16 protein-coding genes are annotated in these 21,208 nt (G+C 69.5%); 15 read left to right on the top strand and 1 reads right to left on the bottom strand.

Annotated features, from left to right (window positions below):
• The first annotated feature begins 69 nt into the window (after nucleotides 1–69).
• The 15 genes from IT355_03635 to guaA all read left to right on the top strand — a co-directional run bounded on the left by IT355_03635 (nucleotide 70) and on the right by guaA (nucleotide 19,111).
• Complete coding sequence (locus tag IT355_03635) at nucleotides 70–2,253, top strand: polyribonucleotide nucleotidyltransferase (protein ID MCC7052332.1); 2,184 nt, start codon at nucleotides 70–72, stop codon at nucleotides 2,251–2,253.
• A complete protein-coding gene (locus IT355_03630) occupies nucleotides 2,254–3,528 on the top strand; it encodes an insulinase family protein (protein ID MCC7052331.1) in 1,275 nt (424 codons plus the stop codon).
• 41 nt (nucleotides 3,529–3,569) lie between these two features.
• A complete protein-coding gene (gene ald / locus IT355_03625) occupies nucleotides 3,570–4,685 on the top strand; it encodes an alanine dehydrogenase (GenBank protein MCC7052330.1) in 1,116 nt (371 codons plus the stop codon).
• A gap of 218 nt (nucleotides 4,686–4,903) precedes the next feature.
• Nucleotides 4,904–5,944, top strand: coding sequence for a rod shape-determining protein (locus tag IT355_03620; protein ID MCC7052329.1), 1,041 nt, complete (start codon nucleotides 4,904–4,906; stop codon nucleotides 5,942–5,944).
• A 7-nt stretch (nucleotides 5,945–5,951) separates the two neighbouring features.
• Complete coding sequence (locus tag IT355_03615; protein MCC7052328.1) at nucleotides 5,952–7,190, top strand: rod shape-determining protein MreC; 1,239 nt, start codon at nucleotides 5,952–5,954, stop codon at nucleotides 7,188–7,190.
• Nucleotides 7,187–7,678, top strand: coding sequence for a rod shape-determining protein MreD (gene mreD, locus IT355_03610; GenBank protein MCC7052327.1), 492 nt, complete (start codon nucleotides 7,187–7,189; stop codon nucleotides 7,676–7,678). Before IT355_03615 ends, mreD begins: the two co-directional genes overlap by 4 nt.
• Nucleotides 7,675–9,441 (top strand): penicillin-binding protein 2, encoded by a 1,767-nt coding sequence (gene mrdA / locus IT355_03605; GenBank protein ID MCC7052326.1) that lies wholly within the window; start codon nucleotides 7,675–7,677, stop codon nucleotides 9,439–9,441. Before mreD ends, mrdA begins: the two co-directional genes overlap by 4 nt.
• On the top strand, nucleotides 9,438–10,682 hold the full coding sequence (gene rodA / locus IT355_03600; GenBank protein MCC7052325.1) for a rod shape-determining protein RodA: 1,245 nt from the start codon (nucleotides 9,438–9,440) through the stop codon (nucleotides 10,680–10,682). The genes mrdA and rodA overlap by 4 nt, the downstream gene beginning before the upstream one ends.
• Nucleotides 10,683–10,784: 102 nt before the next feature.
• Entirely contained in the window at nucleotides 10,785–11,648 is an 864-nt protein-coding gene (locus IT355_03595; GenBank protein MCC7052324.1) for an acetyl-CoA carboxylase carboxyltransferase subunit beta, read from the top strand.
• A gap of 5 nt (nucleotides 11,649–11,653) precedes the next feature.
• Entirely contained in the window at nucleotides 11,654–12,961 is a 1,308-nt protein-coding gene (locus IT355_03590; GenBank protein ID MCC7052323.1) for a bifunctional folylpolyglutamate synthase/dihydrofolate synthase, read from the top strand.
• An 8-nt stretch (nucleotides 12,962–12,969) separates the two neighbouring features.
• Complete coding sequence (gene hisS, locus IT355_03585; GenBank protein ID MCC7052322.1) at nucleotides 12,970–14,265, top strand: histidine--tRNA ligase; 1,296 nt, start codon at nucleotides 12,970–12,972, stop codon at nucleotides 14,263–14,265.
• Nucleotides 14,266–14,317: 52 nt separating this feature from the next.
• The gene (locus tag IT355_03580; GenBank protein MCC7052321.1) at nucleotides 14,318–15,787 is read left to right on the top strand and encodes a proline--tRNA ligase; all 1,470 of its coding nucleotides are present in this window, start codon (nucleotides 14,318–14,320) and stop codon (nucleotides 15,785–15,787) included.
• On the top strand, nucleotides 15,769–17,061 hold the full coding sequence (gene lysA / locus IT355_03575) for a diaminopimelate decarboxylase (protein ID MCC7052320.1): 1,293 nt from the start codon (nucleotides 15,769–15,771) through the stop codon (nucleotides 17,059–17,061). The genes IT355_03580 and lysA overlap by 19 nt, the downstream gene beginning before the upstream one ends.
• Nucleotides 17,061–17,573 carry a metallophosphoesterase gene (locus IT355_03570; GenBank protein MCC7052319.1) on the top strand — a complete coding sequence of 171 codons (513 nt, stop codon included), beginning with the start codon at nucleotides 17,061–17,063 and terminating at the stop codon, nucleotides 17,571–17,573. The genes lysA and IT355_03570 overlap by 1 nt, the downstream gene beginning before the upstream one ends.
• Complete coding sequence (guaA, locus tag IT355_03565; protein ID MCC7052318.1) at nucleotides 17,570–19,111, top strand: glutamine-hydrolyzing GMP synthase; 1,542 nt, start codon at nucleotides 17,570–17,572, stop codon at nucleotides 19,109–19,111. The genes IT355_03570 and guaA overlap by 4 nt, the downstream gene beginning before the upstream one ends.
• Nucleotides 19,112–19,126: 15 nt before the next feature.
• Here the strand turns inward: guaA and IT355_03560 are convergent, their stop codons facing one another.
• Entirely contained in the window at nucleotides 19,127–21,199 is a 2,073-nt protein-coding gene (locus IT355_03560) for an acyltransferase (GenBank protein ID MCC7052317.1), read from the bottom strand.
• Between the last annotated feature and the right edge of the window lie 9 nt (nucleotides 21,200–21,208).

The raw sequence follows: 21,208 nt of genomic DNA, 5'->3' as shown, positions 1-21,208 counted from the left end.
TGGCAATCGCGCGGACGTCACCGGACGTTCCGCGCGTTTTGCGTTTCCCGCAGCCGAAATCCACACGTGATGCAGAGAATCGAGAAGACCTTCGCGGGCCGCAAGCTCGTCATCGAAACCGGCCGCATGGCCAAGCAGGCCGCCGGCTCCGCGCTGGTGACCTACGGCGAGACGATGGTGCTCGCCGCCGTCACGGTCAGCGAGAACAAGAGCTCCCTGCCGTTCTTCCCGCTGACGGTCGAGTACAAGGAGAAGACCTACGCCGCCGGCAAGATCCCGGGTGGCTACATCAAGCGTGAAGGCCGTCCCTCGGACAACGAGATCCTGACGTGTCGCATCGTCGACCGCTCGATCCGCCCGCTGTTCCCGGAGGGCTTCCAGAATGAGGTGCAGGTCGTGATCTACGTGATCTCGGCCGACCAGGAGAACAAGCCCGACACGCTCGCGCTGCTCGCCACGAGCTTCGCGCTGGCATCGTCGCAGGCGCCCTGGAACACGCCGATCGCGGGCGTGCGCGTCGGCCGGATCCAGGACAAGTGGGTGTTGAACCCCACCTTCCAGCAGCTCGAATACAGCGACATCGACATGATGGTCGCCGGTTCGTCGGACTCGATCATGATGGTCGAGGGCGGTGCGCTGGAAGTGAGCGAGGACGATGTGGTCGAGGCGATCACCGTCGCGCACAAGGGCATCAAGGAGCTGATCGCGATGCAGGAAGAGCTGCTCGCGAAGGCCGACACGAAGGAGCAGATGGCGTGGGCGAAGCACGAGCCTGCCGCGGATCTCGTCAAGCGCGTCGGCGACCTGGCCTCGGAGCGCATCGCGAAGGCGCTGAACCAGGCCGACAAGGCCACGCGCGTGAAGGCGATCGAGCTGGTCAAGCGTGAGGTCGCTGCGCAGATCGTGGCCGAGACGCCGGACATGGGCAAGGATGCGGGCAGCATCCTCGACGGCATGGAGTACGACGCGCTGCGCGCCCAGGTGCTCGACACCAAGAAGCGCGTGGACGGGCGTGCGGTGAACGAAGTGCGCCAGATCACCATCGAGACGGGATTGCTCCCGCGCGTGCACGGCTCGTCGCTGTTCACCCGCGGACAGACGCAGGCGCTCGTCGCGGTCACGCTCGGCACCGGCAACGACGTGCAGCGCCTCGACTCGATCGACGATCCGCAGGAGCAGACGAAGTCGTTCATGCTCCACTACAACTTCCCGCCGTTCAGCACCGGCGAAGCGAAGCCGATGCGTGGCACCAGCCGTCGCGAGATCGGCCATGGCAACCTCGCCGAGCGCGCGATCCAGGCCGTGCTGCCGCCATTCGAGGAGTTCCCGTACACCGTCCGCATCGTGTCCGAGATCCTCGAGTCCAACGGCTCCAGCTCGATGGCATCGGTGTGCGGAAGCTCGCTGTCGCTCTATGACGCGGGCGTGCCGATCAAGGCGGCGGTCGCCGGTGTGGCGATGGGCCTGATCAAGGAAGGGAAGAAGTACGCGATCCTCACCGACATCCTCGGCACCGAAGACCATCTCGGCGACATGGACTTCAAGGTGGCCGGCACGGAGCACGGCATCACGTCGATCCAGATGGACATCAAGATCGACGGCCTCGACCTGAAGATCATGACCGAGGCGCTGGCGCAGGCCAAGGAAGGCCGCCTGCACATCCTCGGCGAGATGGCGAAGGCACTCAACGCCCCGAACGCCGAGCTGTCGCAGTACGCCCCGCGCATCGTCACGCTGACCATCAGCCCCGAGAAGATCGGCGACCTGATCGGCCCGAAGGGCAAGACGATCCGTGGCATCCAGGACGAGACGGGCGCGGAACTCACCGTGGACGACTCGGGTCTCGTCACCATCGCCGCCGTCGGCGGCGAGGCGATGGAGCGCGCGAAGCAGATGGTGAAGGCCATCACCGCGGAGCCGGTCGTCGGCGACACGTACGAAGGCACCGTCAAGAGCATCACGGCCTTCGGCGCGTTCGTCGAGATCATGCCCGGCACCGAGGCGCTGCTGCACGTCTCCGAGATCAAGTGGGAGCGCGTGGACAAGACCGAGGACGTGCTCAAGAAGGGTGAGCGCGTGACGGTGAAGCTGGTGGACCGCGACGAGCGTGGCCGCCTGCGCCTGTCGATGAAGGCGCTGCTCCCGAAGCCGGAAGGCTACGTCGAGCGCGAGCCGCGTGAGCCGCGTGAGTCGTCCGGTGGCGAAGATCGTGGGGACCGCGGCAGCTCGCGCGGTCGCCCGCCGCGCCGGTAAATGATCGCACTCGCGACGCCGCCTGAGACAGGCGTCTCGCGGACGGTGCTGCCGAACGGCCTGACCGTGCTCTCGGAATACGTTCCGGGAGTGCGGTCAGTTGCCATCGGGGCGTGGCTGCGCTCGGGCTCCATGCACGAGCGCCGCGAGCAGATGGGCATCGCCCACATGCTCGAGCACATGGTGTTCAAGGGCACGCAGAAGTACAGCGCGAAGGCGCTGGCGCTGTCGCTCGAGGTGCTCGGCGGCTCGCTCGATGCATACACCACGCGGGAGCACACGTCGTTCCAGGCACGCGTGCTCGACGAGCACCTGCCCCAGGCCGCCGACGTGCTCTTCGAGCTCTGCTTCCGCCCGCTGCTCCGCGACGAGGACCTGCGCCTGGAGCGCAAGGTGATCCTCGAGGAAATCGCGATGGTGGACGACACGCCGGACGACGTGGTCTTCGAGCTGCACGCCGATCGGATGTACCCGTCGCATCCGTACGGGCACGCGATCCTCGGGACGCCCTCGACGGTGAAGCGGCTGTCGGTGGCCGACCTGCGGGCGCTGCACGAGCGCACCTGTCACCCGCCGCAGCTGGTCCTGGCGGCGGCGGGCAACGTGACGCACGAGCGGCTCCTGGAAGTGCTGGACGAGACCGGCTGGGCAGGGCAGCCGGCCGGTGTCACGGAGTGGCTGCCGGTCCCGCCCGCGCCGCAGGTGATCGGCCAGTCGTACGGCCACGTGCCGCGCAAGGACATCGCCCAGACGCACCTCGTGCTGGCCTGCGAGGCCCCGCGCCACGGCGATCCGCGGCGGCATGCGCTGTCGGTGGCCTCGGCGCTGCTCGGGGGCGGGATGAGCTCACGGCTCTTCCAGGAGGTCCGGGAGGAGCTGGGGCTCGCCTACAGCGTGTACTCGTTCTACAACACGTTCCTCGACAACGGGCAGCACGGCGTGTATCTCGCCACGGCGCCGGGGCAGTCACGCGAGGCGTACCAGGTCGTCTGCCGGGTGATGGCCGGCGTGGCGGCCGGTGCCATGCCCGACGAGGAGATCGCGTCGGGGATCAGCCAGCTGAAGGGCCAGCTGGTGCTGTCGCTCGAGGGGGTGTCGTCCCGGCTCTATCGCGCGGCGGAGGTGGCGCTGTACGACGAGCCGTACCGCCCGCTCGACGCCCTCCTGGCGGAGCTGGACGCCGTCACGCCGGCGCAGGTGCGAGAGGCCTGTGCGGCGTTCCTGGATCCGTCGCAGTGCAGTGTCCTGAGCCTCGGGCCCGTGGCCGCGGCGTGACCGCGACCGGGCCAACCCCACTCCTGTCAACTTCCCGTCCCATGAAGATCGGCGTCCCGAAAGAGATCAAGACGAACGAGAACCGCGTTGCGCTGGTGCCGGCCGGCGCCGAGGCGCTGGTGGCTGCTGGCCACGCCGTGCATGTCGAGACCGGCGCAGGCCTGGGCAGCGGCTTCAGTGACGCGGACTACGCGGAGGTGGGCGCGACGATCATGCCCGACGCCGCCTCCACCTGGGCCGCCGCCGAGCTGCTCCTGAAGGTCAAGGAGCCGATCGCCGTCGAGTGGCCGCACCTGCGTCCCGACCTGACGCTGTTCACCTACCTGCACTTCGCGGCCGACGAGACGCTGACGCGTGCGCACCTGGCGAGCGGTGCGACCTGCATCGCCTACGAGACGGTGGAGCTGCCGACCCGGGAGTTGCCGCTGCTGACGCCCATGTCCGAGGTGGCGGGCCGGATGGCGGTGCAGGAGGGGGCGAAGTACCTCGAGAAGCTGTACGGCGGCCGCGGGGTGCTGCTTGGCGGTGTGCCGGGGGTGCCGGCGGCCAAGGTCGTGATCCTGGGCGGCGGCGTGGTCGGCACCAATGCCGCCAAGATCGCGGCCGGGATGGGCGCGAAGGTCACGATCCTCGACCTGTCGCTGGAGCGGCTGCGCTACCTGAGCGACGTGATGCCGGCCAACGTGTCGCTGATCCACTCGAATCGTCACAATATCCTGGACCAGATCTCGACGGCGGACCTGGTGATCGGCGGGGTGCTGATCCCGGGGGCGAAGGCGCCGAAGCTGATCCGGAAGGATGACCTGAAGCGGATGCGGCCCGGGGCGGTGATCGTGGACGTGGCGGTTGACCAGGGCGGGTGCGTGGAGACCATCCACGCCACCACGCACGAGAACCCGACGTACACGGTGGAGGGCGTGATTCACTACGCCGTGGCGAACATGCCCGGGGGCGTGCCGCGCACGTCCACGCTGGCGCTCACCAACGCCACCTTCCCGTACGTGATGCTGCTGGCCACGCATGGGTGGCGGAAGGCGCTGGCGATGAATGGCGCGCTGCTGAAGGGGCTGAACATGACGGCCGGCCAGACGACGTACCGTGCGGTGGCCGAGTCCTTCGGGCTGCCGTTCAGCGAGCCGGCACAGTTCGTGGCCTGAGCACCGGCGCCCGACCCGGTGGCTGGGCGGCGGCGGTACCGCGACGGGCGGTGCCGCCGCCGCGGTGCAGATGGGGTGCGGTGTGTGGCACCGCGGGGCTATCCCGACTCACTTCACCGGGTATGGCCAACCGTGTATGTTGTTGTACGACAAGCCGTTGGTCCCGTCCACGTCGCCTGTGTCTGGCCCGCCGATGCGGGCCCTTTCCGCGCCAATAGATGCCGTTTCGCTGGCCCTTCAAGCCGGGTTCCCTGTTCCCGGCCAACGCGATCGCCGTAGATCTCGGAACCGCCAACACCCTCATCTACGTGAAGGGGGAGGGGATCGTCCTGAACGAGCCCTCGGTGGTGGCCATCGACCGCGACACCAAGAAGATCAAGGGCGTCGGGCTGGAGGCCAAGCGGATGCTCGGCCGGACGCCGGACGGCGTGATCGCGGTCCGGCCGCTGAAGGACGGCGTGATCGCCGACTTCGACGTGACCGAGAAGATGCTCCGCTACTTCCTCACGCTGATCATCGAGAACCATGTGTTCAAGGTGAAGCCGCGCGTGATCGTGTGCGTGCCGAGCGGCATCACCGAGGTGGAGAAGCGCGCGGTGCGTGACAGTGCCCTGGGCGCCGGCGCGAAGGAAGTGTTCATGGTGGCGGAACCGATGGCCGCCGCGATCGGCGTGGGCCTGCCGGTGGAGACGCCGACCGGCAACATGGTGATCGACATTGGTGGCGGAACGACCGAAATCGCCGTCATCGCGCTGAGCGGGATCGTCAGCGACACGTCGATCCGCACCGGTGGCGACGAGCTCGACACGTCGATCGTGCAGTTCATGCGCAAGAACTACAACCTGCTGATCGGCGAGCCGACGGCGGAGCAGATCAAGATCCAGATCGGCAGCGCGTATCCCGTCGGCGAGGAACGCGACATGGAGGTGAAGGGACGCGACCTCGTGAGCGGCATCCCGAAGACGGTGCGCGTGCACTCCTCGGAGATCCGCGAGGCGATCCAGGAGCCGATCCAGCAGATCGTCGACGCGGTGCGCCGCGCGCTCGAGATCACGCCGCCCGAGCTCGCATCGGATATCGTGGACCGTGGCATCGTGATGACGGGTGGCGGTGCGCTGATCCGCGGGCTGGACCTGCTGCTGAGCCAGGAGACGAACCTCCCGATCCATGTGGACGAGGACCCGCTCACCTGCGTGGTGCGCGGGTGCGGCCGCATCCTTGATGATGAGGAGAAGTACCGCTCCGTCCTGAGCAGCTGAGTCCAGGATGGCGAGGACCTCCCGCACGGGAACGCGCACCGACCTCGCGCTGCTCGGCGCGGCGGTGGCGTGCGCCCTGGCGGCGCTGGTCCTGCCCACCGCGGCGCGTGATCGTGTGCAGGGCGCGCTGCGCTCGAGCGTCGTTGCCCCTCTGGTGAGTGCCCAGGCGTGGGCGGAGCGGGGGCGTTCCGCGATCAGCGACCATGGCCGCCTGATCACGCGCGTGGACAGCCTGGCGCTCGCATCGCAAGCCGTCGAGCCGCTGCGCTCCGAGAATGATCGCCTGCGTGCGCTGCTCGGCCTCGGGCAGCGGCTGGGGTGGGGGTTCGTGGCTACCGAGCTGCTGCACCCCCCGCGCGGCGGCGACGAGCATGTGGTGCTGCTGGCGGCCGGCAGTGCCGCGGGGGTGCGCGCGTTCTCGCCGCTGGTCGTGCCCGAGGGCCTGATCGGCATGGTGACGTCGGCGGCCGCCAACTCGGCCACGGCGATCCTCTGGACGCACCCGGACTTCCGGGTGAGCGCCACGACCACCGATGGTGCCGCGTTCGGGATCGTGGCCGCGCACCTGGGCAGCGGGGCCGACCGCTTCCTGCTGGAGATGCGTGGCGTGCCGTTCCGCAGCGAACTCAAGCCCGGCACGCTGATCGTGAGCTCGGGACTCGGCAACGTCTTCCCCCGCGGCATCCCCATCGGCGTGGTGTTGCGCGAGACGAAGACCATCGAGGGATGGGCGCGGACGTACCTGATCCGCCCGATCGTCTCACCCGACGATGCCAGTGCGGCGGTGGTGCTCCTGCCGCCACGCGCGGCGGCGGGTGTTGCCGGTGCATGGAGCAGTGTCTCGCAGACGGATGCGACACAGCGCGCGATCGTCGCCGCCGGTGACTCACTCATCGCCGACTCGGTGCGCGTGGTGCAGGAACGGCTGGCGAAGCTCGCGCTGCTCGACTCCCTGCGCCGGGCGGCGATCTACCGCGGCGACAGCGGCGTGCGGGTCGAGGGTGATTCCGCGCCGCCCGCACCGGTGCCGCCGGGTCCGGCGACCGCGGCACCGGCGAGTGGTGCCGGAGTGCCCGCCGCGGTCACGCCCGCAGCCACGACACCGACGATCGCGCCGCCGGCGGCGCGCCCACCCGCGACGGCACGGCCGCGGCCGCGCACGGATTCTGCCGCAGCGCGGCGCCGCAGTGCGCCGAAGCCGCCCGAGAATCCCTTCCGGCTTCCGCCGGGCAGAGGGACGCGGTGAGCGGCCTCTACGACTGGATCCGGCTGACGATCGCCGTGCTGCTGCTGGTGGTGGCGCATTTCGTGCTCCGCCCGTTGCTCGGGGACCGCATCGAGATCGACTTCCTCGTGCTCGCGCTGCTGCTGATGGCGATCCGGGTGCGGCCCGGCGTGGGTGCGGTGCTGGGCCTGCTGATGGGTGCGGCGTCCGACGCCGCGTCACCGGCCGGATTCGGCAGCGCCATGCTGGCCCTCACGATCGTCGGCTACGTCACGAGCTGGCTCAAGGCGGCGTTCTTCGCCGAGAACGCCGTGCTCGATGGCGTGGTGATCTTCGCCAGTGCGTGGGGCGTGATGCTGACCCGGTTGCTGCTGTCGGGGCGCTCGTTCGAGACCGGCTTCGCGGTGTCGGCGCTGGTGTGGGCACCGTTGTCGGCCGCCGCGACGGCGCTGGTCGGCGCCGTCCTCTTCACCGTCCTGCGTCCGCTGCTCAAGCCGGCGTCGGCATGAGTTATCACCCGAATGACGTCTCGCGCCGGGCCACCGTGGCGCGCCTGCTGCTCGGTGCCGGGTTCCTGGCGCTGATCTCGGCGTTCTTCCGCGCGCAGGTGCTCCGCAACAAGGAGTACCTGGCGCAGGCCGAGCAGAACCGCTTCCGCGAGGTGCCGCTGGCGGCGCCGCGCGGGATCATCTACGACCGGAACGGGCGCGTCATCGCGGAGAACCTGCCGGGGTATGCGGTCTCGCTGCTGAGTCCCACTGCGGATTCGCTGCGCAGCGCCATGCGTCGGCTGACGAACATCATCCCGATCACCGACGATCAGGTGGAGGCGGCGGTTCGGCGGTGGCGGAAGAATCCCACGCGACCCGCGGTGATCCTGCCCGACGCCCCGTTCGACGTGGTGGCCGTGCTCGAGGAACGCCGGGTGGAGAACCCGAGCCTGATCATCCAGAGCACGCCGAAACGCTACTACCCTGACGGTCCGGCGGTGGCGGCGTTCGTGGGCTACACGGGCGAGGTCACGGAGCGCGAGCTCGCCGACACGATGCACAACGACTACAAGCCCGGCCAGCAGATCGGGAAGGGCGGGCTGGAGCGGTCGTATGAAGCGCAGCTCCGCGGCCGCGAGGGGATGCGGTACGTGGAGGTGGATGCGCGAGGCCGCGTGGTGCGCGATGCCGGTGCGCGGGCCGAGCTGGAGCCCGAGGCGGCCAAGCCGCTGCGCACGAACATCGACATGGACCTGCAGAAGTACGTCGTGGAGCTGCTCGGCGACTCGCTGCGTGCCGGCGTCGTCGCCCTCGACCCGAACGATGGCGCCGTGCTGGCACTGCACAGCGCGCCGACGTACGACCCGAACCGGTTCGTGGGCGGCATCCCGGCCGATTACTGGCGGGAACTGAACACCGACCCGCGCCGGCCGCTGTACAACAAGGTGATCCAGGGCCGCTATCCACCCGCCTCGACCTGGAAGCTCGCCACCTCGGCGATGGCGATGGAAGCCGGTCTCGTGCAGTTCGACGACTACATGCCGCAGCCGTGCACCGGCGGCTATCGCTACGGGCGCTACTTCCGCTGCTGGAACCACCGGGGCCACGGCAACATCAACCTGCGCCAGGCCATCGAGCAGAGCTGCGACGTGTACTTCTACCAGGTGGGGTTGAAGCTCGGCCTCTCGCGCCTGGTGGCGGGCGGGCTGAAACTCAAGATGCGCGAGCGGTCCGGCGTCGACCTGCCGAACGAGACGCAGCCGCAGTTCCCGCCCGATGCGCAGAACTACTTCAACGAGCGGTATGGCACACGCGGCTGGGTGGCCGGTTCGGTGGCGCTGAACCTGTCGATCGGGCAGGGCGAGAATGCGCAGACGCTGATCAACATGGCGCGCTTCTACACCGCGCTGGCCACCGACGGCAAGGCGGCGCGCCCGGAGATCGTGTCGCGCAATCCCGAGCGGGTGCAGATCATGAACCTGACCGAGGCCCAGATGCAGGGGCTGCGGCTGGCGATGGCCGGCGTGGTGAGCAGCCGTGGCACGGCCAACAGCGCGCGGGTGGAGGGCATCACGGTGGCCGGCAAGACGGGCACCGCGCAGAATCCGCCGCATCCCGACCATGCCTGGTTCATGGGCTTCGCACCGGCCGAGCGGCCGCGCATCGTGGTGGGGGTGTTCGTGGAGTACGGTGAGCACGGCTACGTGGCCGCCCGCATCGCGACCAAGGTGATGGCGCGATACCTGAAGGCGGCCACGGCACCGGTGGTGACCACCGAATGACCAGGCGCATCCCCGACCTCCCGCTGGTGCTGACCGCACTGGCACTGAGTCTCTTCGGCGTTTCGATGGTGTACTCGGCGGGCCAGACCGACACGATGACGTTCGTGGCGAACCTGTGGAAGACACAGAGCGTCTGGCTGGTGGTGGCGGTGCTGGCCGCGTTCGGCGCCAGCCGCGCCTCGGTGCGATTCCTGGACTGGGTCACGCCGTTCGCGTACGTGCTGACGCTGGTGGTGCTGCTGCTCACGCTCGCCTTCGGCGGCGGCGCGGGCACGGCGGCGAGCTCGAAGAGCTGGCTGGTGATCGGCGGCATGCGGATCGGGCAGCCGGCGGAGCTGGCGAAGATCACGGTGGTGCTGATGCTGGCGCGCGTGCTGGCGAACCGGCGCGAGCCCCCGGAGTCGCTGCTGGACCTCTGGCATCCGGCGCTGGTGGTCGGCATCCCGTGGGTGCTGATCATGCTGCAGCCCGACCTCGGCACCGGCATCGTCTTCATCGGCATCTTTTTCGCGATGCTGTTCTGGTCGGGCGTGAACTGGCGCCTGCTGCTGCTGATCGCGAGCCCGGCGATCAGCCTCGTGCTCGCGTTCAGCACGCGGTTGTGGGGGGCGTGGTTCCTGCTGCTGCTCGGCATGGTCTGGCTGTACCGGCCGTACCTGATCGAGGGGATCGTGCTGGTCTGCATCAACGTCGTGACCGGCGTGGTGGCACCCATCCTGTGGGAGAAGCTCGCCCCGTACCAGCAGAAGCGCCTGCTGGTGTTCCTGGACCCGAGCATCGATGCGAAGGCGTCGGGCTACCACGTGATCCAGTCGCAGGTGGCGATCGGCTCCGGAGGATGGTTCGGCAAGGGGTTCACGCTCGGCACACAGAAGCGCCTCAACTTCGTGCCGGAGCAGGAGACCGACTTCATCTTTGCGGTAGTGGGCGAGGAGCTCGGGTTCATCGGCGTGACACTGGCGCTGACGCTGTTCGTGGCGCTGTTCCTGCGCGCGATCCGGATCTCGAGCCGGGCCAACGATCCTTATGCCAGCCTGATCGCCTTCGGCCTGCTGGCCAGCTGGCTGGTGCACGTGGTCGAGAACGTCGGCATGACGCTGAACCTGATGCCGATCACCGGCATCCCGCTGCCGTTCTTCAGCTACGGTGGCAGCTTCATGCTGGCCTCCTGGCTCTCGGTCGGGATCCTGATGCGGATCTCCGGGGAAGGCCGCGGCCGGGGTGACCTGGCTGCCATCTGACGGCGGGCGGCCCGCCATCTGGCGATGCCGGCGTCCCGAGACCCTGGGCGCCGTGGCAACCCGGACCGTTGCCCAACCCCCGTCTCGGGGCGAGATTTCGGGATGGCATGGTTCCGCAAGGAAAAGAAGCCCCGGCAGCCCCGGCGCGAGAAGCTCGAGATCCCGCGCGATGCGTGGGTGAAGTGCGAGGCCTGCGGGCACACGGACATCCGCGACAACTTCGAGCGGAACCTCAACGTGTGCCCGAACTGTGACTATCACCGTCGCATCCGGGCCGCCGACTACCTCTCGATCCTCCTCGACGAGGAGACGATCGACGAGCGCGATTCCGACCTCCGCTCGACGGATCCCCTCAGCTTCCCCGACTACCCGGCGCGCCTGAAGAAGTCGCTCGGCAATGCCGGTGACCAGGACGCCGTGATCACGGCCACCGGGCGGATCGCCGGGATGCCGCTGAACGTGGGCGCGATGGACTTCGCCTTCATGGGCGGCTCGATGGGGTCCGTGGTGGGCGAGAAGCTGGCGCGGATCGGGCAGCACTCGCTCGAGAAGAAGTTCCCGCTGGTGATCGTGTCGGCCTCCGGCGGGGCGCGCATGCAGGAGGGCGTCCTCTCGCTGATGCAGATGGCGAAGGTCTCGGCCATGCTGTCGATGCTGGCGGAACGCCGCATCCCGTACATCTCGATCCTCACCAACCCGACCACGGGTGGCGTGAGTGCGAGCTACGCGATGCTCGGCGACGCGATCATTGCGGAGCCCGGGGCCGTGATCGGCTTCGCCGGCCCGCGCGTGATCAAGCAGACCATCGGGCAGGACCTGCCGGACGGCTTCCAGACGGCGGAGTTCCTGCTGGAGCATGGCATGCTCGACGCGGTGGTGCACCGCCACGAACTGAAGGCGACGGTCGGCCGGCTGCTGCGGCACATGACCGGCAAGCCCGCGGCGACAGGCTGGTCGGCGGCCTGACGACGATGACGGATGGCGGCGCGGCGTCCCCGGACTACCGCGCGGCCATCGCGGCGCTCGCCGCACGCACGACGCAGGGCGTCCGCCTCGGCCTCGATCGCACCCGCGCGCTGCTGGCGGCGTGTGGTGCGCCGCACGAGCGTCTGCGGACGCTGCATGTCGCCGGCACGAACGGGAAGGGCAGCACCTGCGCCACCATGGATGCCGTGCTGCAGGCGGCCGGCTTCCGCGTCGGTCGCTACTCGTCGCCGCACCTGGTGGACTTCAGTGAACGGGTGCTCGTGAATGGCGCCGCCGTGGACCAGGCTCGGATCCTGGCGTGGCTCGAGGAGCATCGCGGGGACATCGACCGGCTGGGCGCCACGTTCTTCGAGGCGACCACCGTGATGGCGTTCGACCTGCTGCTGGAGGCCGGCGTGGACATCGCGGTGGTGGAGGTCGGGCTTGGCGGGCGTCTCGACTCCACCAACGTGCTGACGCCGCTGGTCTCCGGGGTGACGGCCATCGGCCTGGACCACCGGGAGTACCTCGGTGACACCCTGTCAGCGATCGCGCTCGAGAAGGCCGGGATCTTCAAGGCCGGCGTACCGGCCGTGATCGGCGACCGTGATCCGGCCGTCGTGGACAAGCTCCGCGAGGCCGCCCGCCGCGCTGGTGCCTCGACGGTCACGGTGGCACAGGACGCGCTGCCGCTGGAGTCCGCCGGGCTGACGGCCGACGGGACCCGGATGACGTTCCGCGACGGTCGCGAGCGACTTGAACTGACGAGTTCGCTGATGGGGATGCACCAGTCGCAGAACGTGGCGACCGCGGTGACGATGCTGCGTGCCGCGGGTGCACCGTGGACCCCCACCAACGCGTCGCTGTCGGACGGCGTCAGCGCCACGCGGCTGGCCGGTCGCTTCCAGCGCACCGGACGCTGGCTCTTCGACGTGGCGCACAACGCGGACGGCATTGCCACCGTGACGCGTTCACTCGCGGCGGTGGCCCTGCCGCGCCCGTTGGCCGCCGTGGTGTGCGTGCTCTCCGACAAGGACTGGCGCGCGATGCTCGAGGCGCTGCTGCCGCACCTCGATGCACTGTGGCTGACCGACGCCCCCACGGCGCCCGCGAGCCGGCGCTGGCCGCTGGCGGAGGTGGCGGCGTTCGCACGTGCACGCGCCGGAGTCCGCGTGGCGATACACGTGGTGCCCGACTTCGGCGCCGCACTTGGGCAGGCGGCCAGTGGCGCGGCCACCGTGCTCGTGACCGGCTCATTTCACACGGTCGGCGACGCGATGCAGCGGTTGGAGATCGATCCTCTGGCCGGGTAAGTTGCACGATGGCATCGATCCGCCCCCTGAACGGGTTTCGCGACTTCTACCCGCCGGCCTTCGCCGAGCGCGCGCATATCTTCGCGACCTGGCGACGGGTGGCGACCCGCTACGGCTTCGTGGAGTACGACGGCCCGCCGCTGGAGCCACTCGAGCTGTACACGAAGAAGAGTGGTGCCGAGATCGTGGACCAGCTCTACGCCTTCGTGGACAAGGGGGGGCGTGACGTCGCGCTGCGCCCCGAGATGACGCCGACAGTGGCGCGGATGGTGGCGGCGCAGGCCAATGCGCTGCGGAAGCCGGTGCGCTGGTTCTCGATCCCGCAGCTCTTCCGGTACGAGCGGCCGGGGCGCGGGCGCCTGCGCGAGCACTTCCAGCTGAATGCGGACATCTTCGGCGACGGGGGTGCGTCCACCGACGCGGAGTTGCTGGCACTGGTGATCGACATGCTGCGCGAGTTCGGGCTGACCAGCGACGACGTGCGCGTGCGCCTGTCGGATCGGCGCCTGCTCGACGTGCTGCTGCGCGCCATGGGCAATCCGGATGACCGCATTCCGGCGATCTACGCGGTGCTCGACAAGTTCGACCGGCAGCCGCGTGAGCTCTCGATCGAGAAACTGACGACCGCGGGCTGCTCGGCCGGGCAGGTCGAGTCGCTGCTGTCGCTGCTGGTGGAGGCTCCGTCCCTGACGCCAGCGGGACGCCTGCTCCCGATGCTGGGCAACGCCGAGGTCGCGACACACTACGAGGCGCTCACCGAGACGCTGCGGATGGTGTCAGCCTTGATCGGTGAGCCGGCGTTTCGCTGGATCCAGCTCGACCTGACGATCGTGCGTGGCCTCGCGTACTACACGGGCCTCGTCTTCGAGGTGTTCGACGCCAAGGGTGAATTGCGCGCGGTCTGCGGTGGTGGACGATACGACGGCCTGCTGAAGGCGCTGGGCAACGTGGACATGCCCGCGGCGGGATTCGGCTGGGGTGACGTGGTGCTGGGCGAGCTGCTGCGCGACCGCGGGCTGCTGCCATCGGCACCGGCCGGCCCGGAGATCTGGGTGGCGACGAGCGATCCGTCGGACGTCGACCTCGTGCAGCGCGTGGTCGGGTCACTGCGCCGCGCCGGCCGCCGCGTCGAGTATGCGCTGCGGCCACAGCAGGTCACCAAGCAGTTGAAGGCGGCCGTGAGCGCCGGCGCGACACAGGCCGTGATCCTCCAGAGCGACGCACCGAACGACGCCGTGCTGCGTGACCTCACGACCGGCAGTGAAACGAAGATCGACCTCGTCACCTGGCTCGAAGCGCAGTGACGCGCGGTTTGCCACATCACACTCCGGTGCGCCTCCGCACCGACGGAGCAGCATGAGCGACGACAAGAAGCTTCCGACCCGCGCCGAGGACTTCAGCGCGTGGTACAACGAACTGGTGCTGAAGGCCGAGCTGGCAGACTACTCCCCCGTGCGCGGCTGCATGGTGATCCGCCCGGACGGCTACGGCATCTGGGAGCGCATGCAGCTTGCGCTCGACCAGATGTTCAAGGCCACCGGGCACCGGAACGCCTACTTCCCGCTGTTCATCCCGGAGAGCTTCCTGAAGAAGGAGGCGAGCCACGTGGAGGGCTTCGCGCCGGAGCTGGCGGTCGTCACGCATGGTGGCGGCTCGAAGCTCGAGGAGCCGCTGGTGGTGCGCCCGACGTCGGAGACGATCATCTACCACATGTTCGCGAAGTGGCTGCAGAGCTACCGCGACCTGCCGTTCCTGTACAACCAGTGGGCCAACGTCGTCCGCTGGGAGATGCGCACGCGCCTCTTCCTGCGCACCACCGAGTTCCTCTGGCAGGAGGGGCACACGGCCCATGCCACGCACGACGAGGCCGAGGCGGAGACGCGGCAGATGCTCGGGGTGTACCGCACCTTCATGGAGCAGTGGATGGCGATGCCGGTGGTGACCGGCCAGAAGACGGACAGTGAGCGGTTCGCCGGCGCACTGCGCACCTACTCGTGTGAGGCGATGATGCAGGACAACCGCGCGCTGCAGGCGGGGACCTCGCACAACCTCGGGCAGAACTTCTCGAAGGCATTCGACCTCACGTTCCAGGCCGAGGACGGCGGCATTGCGCATGCATGGAACACGAGCTGGGGCGTGAGCACGCGGATGATCGGCGGGCTGGTGATGACGCATGGTGACGACAACGGCCTGCAGATCCCGCCAAGGCTGGCGCCGATCGAGGTGGTGATCGTGCCGATCTGGAAGACCGACGAGGAGCGCACGCTGGTGATCGAGACGGCGCACCGCGTGAAGGCGGAGATCAGCGGTCGCGAACGGGGCCTGGAGGGGCGCATCACGGCGCACGTGGACGATCGCGTGGGCATCAAGCCGGGCGCGAAGTACTACCACTGGGAGCTGAAGGGCATCCCGATCCGGATGGAGATCGGCCCGCGCGACGTGGCGGCAAACCAGTGCGTGCTGGTGCGGCGCGACGTGAAGGGCAAGCACCCGGTGTCGCTCGACGGCGTGCTCGGGACGATCCACGCGATGCTCGACACGATGCAGGCCGACATGTTCGCGGCGGCGACCGCGCGTCGCGAGGCGCACAGCCATCGGGGCGAGATCAGCTATGACCGGTTCAAGGAGATCATGGACGGCCCGGGCGGCTTCGTGTATGCCGGCTGGAACGGCGATCCGGCGGTGGAGGCCAGGGTGAAGGAGGAGACCAAGGCCACGATCCGCTGCATTCCCGACGCCGAGTTCCGCTCGACGCCGGCCCCGGCACGGTGCATGGTGACCGGCGAGCCGGCACGCCACGAGGTGATATGGGCGAAGGCGTACTGACGGCGGGGTTCCACCGCCGCGACGGCGTGCTGGCGTGCGATGACGTGTCGCTCACCAGCGTTGCCGCCGCCGTGGGCACGCCGGTGTACGTCTACTCGGCCACCGCCGTCCGGGCCGCCTACGCGCGCCTGGCGTCGGCGCTGGCCGGCCTGCCGGTGCACATCCACTACGCGATGAAGGCGAACTCCAACCTCGCGCTGCTCGCGATCGTGCGCGCGTGCGGGGGGGGCGTGGACGTGGTGTCGTCGGGTGAGCTGCACCGCGCCGTGCTGGCGGGGTTCGGCGGTGCGGACATCGTCTTCGCCGGCGTCGGGAAGACGCGTGCCGAGATGGAGCATGGCCTGCAGATCGGCGTCCGCTGCTTCAATGTCGAGAGCGAGGAGGAGCTGGAGCTCCTCTCGGCGGTGGCGGCCGCCCGCGGCGTGGTGGCCCCGGTGGCGCTGCGCATCAATCCCGGGGTCGGCGACGTGACCGCGGCACACGCCTACATCGCCACCGGTGAGGAGGGCACGAAGTTCGGCATCGCCATCGACCGTGGCGTGGCGGTGGCGGCGCGCGCCGCCGCGCTGCCGGGGATCGCGCTGGTGGGGCTCGACATGCACATCGGCTCGCAGATCGGCGACGTGAACGCGTTCGCGGACGCGCAGCGCCGGCTGCGGGGGCTGCTGGAGGCGGTCCGGGCCAGCGGCATCACGACCGTCACCACGGTTGACGTGGGGGGCGGGTTCCCGATCGCGTACCACGATGGCGAGCCGGCGGCCGACCTGGACGCCTTCGCCGCCGTGCTGCGCGACACGTTCGGTGATGCCGGCGTGGACATCATCGTGGAACCGGGGCGATTCCTGGTGGCGGATGCCGGGGTGATGCTCACCGCGGTGCTGTACCGCAAGGCCAGCGGCGGCACGCAGTTCATGGTGACCGACGCGGGGATGAACGACCTGATCCGCCCGTCGCTCTACGAGGCACACCATGGCATCGAGGCGGTGCTGCCCACCGCGGCCCGCCCGCAGGTGGTGAACGTGGTGGGTCCCGTGTGCGAGAGTGGCGACTTCCTCGCCCTCGACCGCGAGATGCCGGACGTCGGCGCGGGCACGCTGCTGGCCGTGCGCACCGCCGGCGCCTACGGCTACGTCATGAGCTCGAACTACAACTCGCGCCCGCGCGCCGCCGAGGTGCTGGTGGACGGCGACCGGTGGGGGGTGGTGACCGCACGCGAGACGCTGGATGACCTCGTGCGCAACGAGCGCGCCATCCCCGACTGGAGAGGTGCCTGATGCGCATCGGCCTGATGTCCGACACACACGACCGCGTGGACGCGGTGGCGGAGCTGGCGAAGCGGATGGCGGCCGGTGGCGTGGGCTACGTGATCCATGCCGGCGACTTCTGCGCGCCCTTCAGCCTGCGGCCGATCCAGGACCTGCAGCTCGCGCTCAGCGGCGTGTTCGGGCGCAACGACGGCGACCACGAGGCGCTGCGGGCGATGGCCATGACCGGCCTCGGCTCGGAGCTCTTCGAGTCGCCGCACAGCTTCGAGCTGATGGGTCGCAGCATCCTCGTGGTGCACGACATCAACGAGGCCGCCGCGCGCTCGATCGAGGCGCACGACATCGTGATCCACGGCTGCACCCACCGGGAGGAGATGAAGACCCGCGGCACCACGCTGCTCGTCAATCCCGGCGAGGCCTGCGGCTGGCTGCACGGGGCGCCGACCGCCGCCATCCTCGACCTCGAATCCCGACAGGTCGAGATCATCAAGTTGACCGAGTCCAACTGGAGCACCCGTTGAGCAGCCGTATCCTGATCCTCGATTGCGGGTCGCAGTTCACGCAGCTCATCGCGCGCCGCGTGCGCGAGGCCCGGGTGTTCTCGGAGATCCACCCGGCGACGCGCAGCCTGGCGTGGATCCGGGACTGGCAGCCGACCGGGATCATCCTCAGTGGTGGCCCGAGCTCGGTGACCGACGCCGGCGCCCCCACGATCGACCCGGCCCTCCTCGACGTGGCCCCCGTGCTCGGCGTCTGCTACGGAATGCAGCTGATCGCGCACCTGCAGGGCGGCCGCGTGATCGGTGGCGGCCGCCGGGAGTACGGCCGTGCCGATGTCGAGGTGATGGAATCGGCGGGGCTGTTCGCCGGCTTCGCGGTCGGCGACCGGTCGCAGGTGTGGATGAGCCACGGCGACCATGTCGAGACCGTCCCGCCGGGCTATGTGCAGACGGCGCGCAGCGGCACCACGGTCGCCGGGTTCCGGCACGCCACGAAGCCGATCCACGCGGTGCAGTTCCACGCCGAGGTCATGCACAGCGTGCGCGGCGCGGAGATGCTCCAGAACTTCCTGTTCGAGGTCTGCCACTGCGTGCCCGACTGGACGCCGGGCCATTTCATCGACCAGCAGGTGGCCGCGATCCGGGAGCGCGTGGGGGACGCGCAGGTGATCTGCGGGCTCTCCGGTGGCGTGGACAGCGCCGTCGCTGCGGCGCTGGTGCACAAGGCCATCGGGGAGCAGCTCACCTGCATCTTCGTGGACACGGGGTTGCTGCGGCTGCACGAACGCGAGCAGGTGGAGCGCACCTTCGCATCGCACCTCGGAATCCGGCTGATCACGGTGCGGGCCGAGCGGCTGTTCCTGGACGCGCTGGCGGGGCAGGGCGAGCCCGAGGTGAAGCGGAAGCGGATCGGGCACACCTTCATCGACGTGTTCGAGCAGGCGAGTGCCGATGCGGGCAAGGATGCGAAGTTCCTCGTGCAGGGCACGCTCTATCCCGACGTGATCGAGTCGGTGAGTGCGACCGGCGGCCCGTCGGCGACGATCAAGACGCACCACAACGTCGGAGGCCTGAAGCCCGACATGCAGTTCCAGCTGATCGAGCCGCTGCGCGAGCTGTTCAAGGACGAGGTGCGCAACGTGGGCCGTGAACTGGGCCTCCCGGAGGAGATGGTGGGGCGGCACCCGTTCCCCGGACCCGGGCTCGCGATCCGCATCCTGGGCGAGGTCACCGAGCATGCGCTCGACATCCTGCGCAAGTCGGACGCGATCTACCTCGAGGAGATCCGCGCGGCCGGGCTGTATCCCGACATCTGGCAGGCATTCGCCGTGTTCCTCCCCGTGCGCTCAGTGGGCGTGATGGGGGATGGACGCACGTACGAACATGTGATCGCGCTCCGCGCCGTGACCAGCACCGACGGCATGACGGCGGACTGGTTCCCGTTCCCGCACGACGTGCTCGGCCGCATCTCGAACCGCATCATCAACGAGGTGGACGGCGTGAACCGCGTGGTCTACGACATCTCCTCGAAGCCGCCGGCGACGATCGAGTGGGAGTGACGGCGAGTCGCCAGGTCAGCGCGCCGCCGCCACCTGCGTCCGTGCGGTGGCGCGCACGATCAACGGCATCAGCCGCTCCGCGACCATCCGGCTGCCCGCCAGCGTGAGGTGGTTGCCGTCGCTGTAGAGCACCGCGCCCGCATCGGTGGCGCGACACAGCTCGGCGTCACAGAAGGCGTCGGTGGGATCGAAGACCTCCACCGAAGGCACCAGCGTCGTGACCCGCTGCACGAGCGCGCGATACGCGGCGTTGCGCCGGTCGACGTCCGCCCGGCGCACGCCGCAGGGGCGGCGCACCTGCCGCAACCCGAACGGACGCCCGACCAGGCACTCGTCGGGCAGGAAGCCCATCTCCGGCACGCCGAGGACGAGCACCACGTGCTTACCCGCGCGCCGGAACCCCTCGATCGACCGCAGCAACCCATCCTCGAACGCGTGGCGCATCGCGAGGGTGTCACCGCCCGACACCGGCACCACCGCACGCAGCGAGTCCGTGCCGTATCCAGCACCGGAGAGATACGCCGGACCGCGTGACGCGATGAGCACGGTGCCGATCGCGCGGTCGGCGCTGATCGTGGCATGGGCCAGTTGCGCGGACCGCCGGCAGGTCTCAGCCGTCGCCACCGGCAATGGACCCGTGTGCAGGATCGGCGCGCACCCCTTCCGGCCGGTCAGCAGCATGGGCTGCGCGGCACGGACGGCGTGCAGTCCGGCGAAGATCACCTCCGCATGGCTGTCGCCGAAGACGGCGATCCCCGATCCGCCGGCTCCCACGCGCCGGCACCAGGTCGCGAATCCCCGGTCGGCGAGGCGACAATGGGTGGCATCGCGCTCGTAGGTCACGATGGAGTCGGGCGAGGCGGCGGTGAGGAGGCGCGTGACGTCGACACCAGCCGCACCGTAGCGGGCCGGGAGGCCTCGCCCCCCGATCACCAGCACACCGGCGACGGCCACACCGGCCAGCGCCGATGCGTACGGGCGCAGGTGGCGCACACCGATCCGTGTCGTGCGCTCGGTCGCCACCGCACGGCGCCGCAACGGCCGCTCGAGGAACGCGAGAGACAGGTGTGCGAGGACCACCGCCGGCACCATGAGCGCAGTGGACCACGCCAGCAGCGCGTCAGGTGACATGCCGCGTTCCGTCGCGAGGATATGCAGGAACGCCAACGGCGGCCAGTGCCACAGGTAGAGCGCGTAGCTGCGCTCCCCGATCCAGCGCGCGGCGGGTGATGCGAGCAGCACCCGGTTCGGCAGCGCGGTCGCGCCGGCCGCGATCACGAACACCGTGCCGAGCACCACCGGCAACGCCGCCACGCCGGGCCAGGCCGCAGTGCCATCCAGCTGCGTAGCCGTGGCGAGCAGCAGCAGGATGCCAAGACCGCCGATCGCATCCAGCAGGTGGCGGGCGTGCACCGGGTGGCGCGCCGCCAGGCGCGCGGGCAGCGGCGGAAGGAGCGCCAGTGTGCCACCGAGCCCGAATTCCCAGGCCCGCGAATGCAGCAGGTAGAACCCCTCGGCGGCAGCGTCGTAGGCCAGGCCCTCGCTCACCAGCAATGACGACGCCGAGAGCGCCAGCACGGCCAGCAGCCGCCCGCGGTGCCGGGATGGCATCACCGCCAGCAGCAGCGGCCAGAGGAGGTAGAACTGCTCCTCCACGCCGAGCGACCAGAGATGCAGCAGCGGTTTCAGTGCGGCGGCGGTGTCGAAGTAGCCGCTCTCGGTGAGGAGCAGGATGTTCGATGCCGAGAGGCTGCCCGCGATGGCGTGGCGGCCGAGCGCAGTGAACTCCGGCGCGGTCAGCACGCAGGCGCCGGCAAGGAGCGTCGCCGCCAGGACGACCACCAGTGGCGGCACGATGCGCCGCGCGCGGCGCCACATGAAGGTCAGGTACGAAAACGACCCGTCACGCTGCGCACGATCGATGATCCCCGTCATCAGGAAGCCGGAGATGACGAAGAAGACGTCCACCCCGGCGAATCCGCCCGGCAGGACGCCGGGCGCGACGTGGTGCACGATGACGAGCAGGACGGCGAGGGCTCGCAGGCCGTCGATGTCGCTCCGGTGGGCGGCCTGGGTCGGGTGCGGCATGCCGGGAAG

It is taken from the genome of Gemmatimonadaceae bacterium (assembly GCA_020851035.1).
In the GTDB taxonomy this organism is placed as follows: domain Bacteria; phylum Gemmatimonadota; class Gemmatimonadetes; order Gemmatimonadales; family Gemmatimonadaceae; genus JACMLX01.
This window is presented reverse-complemented; position numbering and strand designations above follow the sequence as displayed.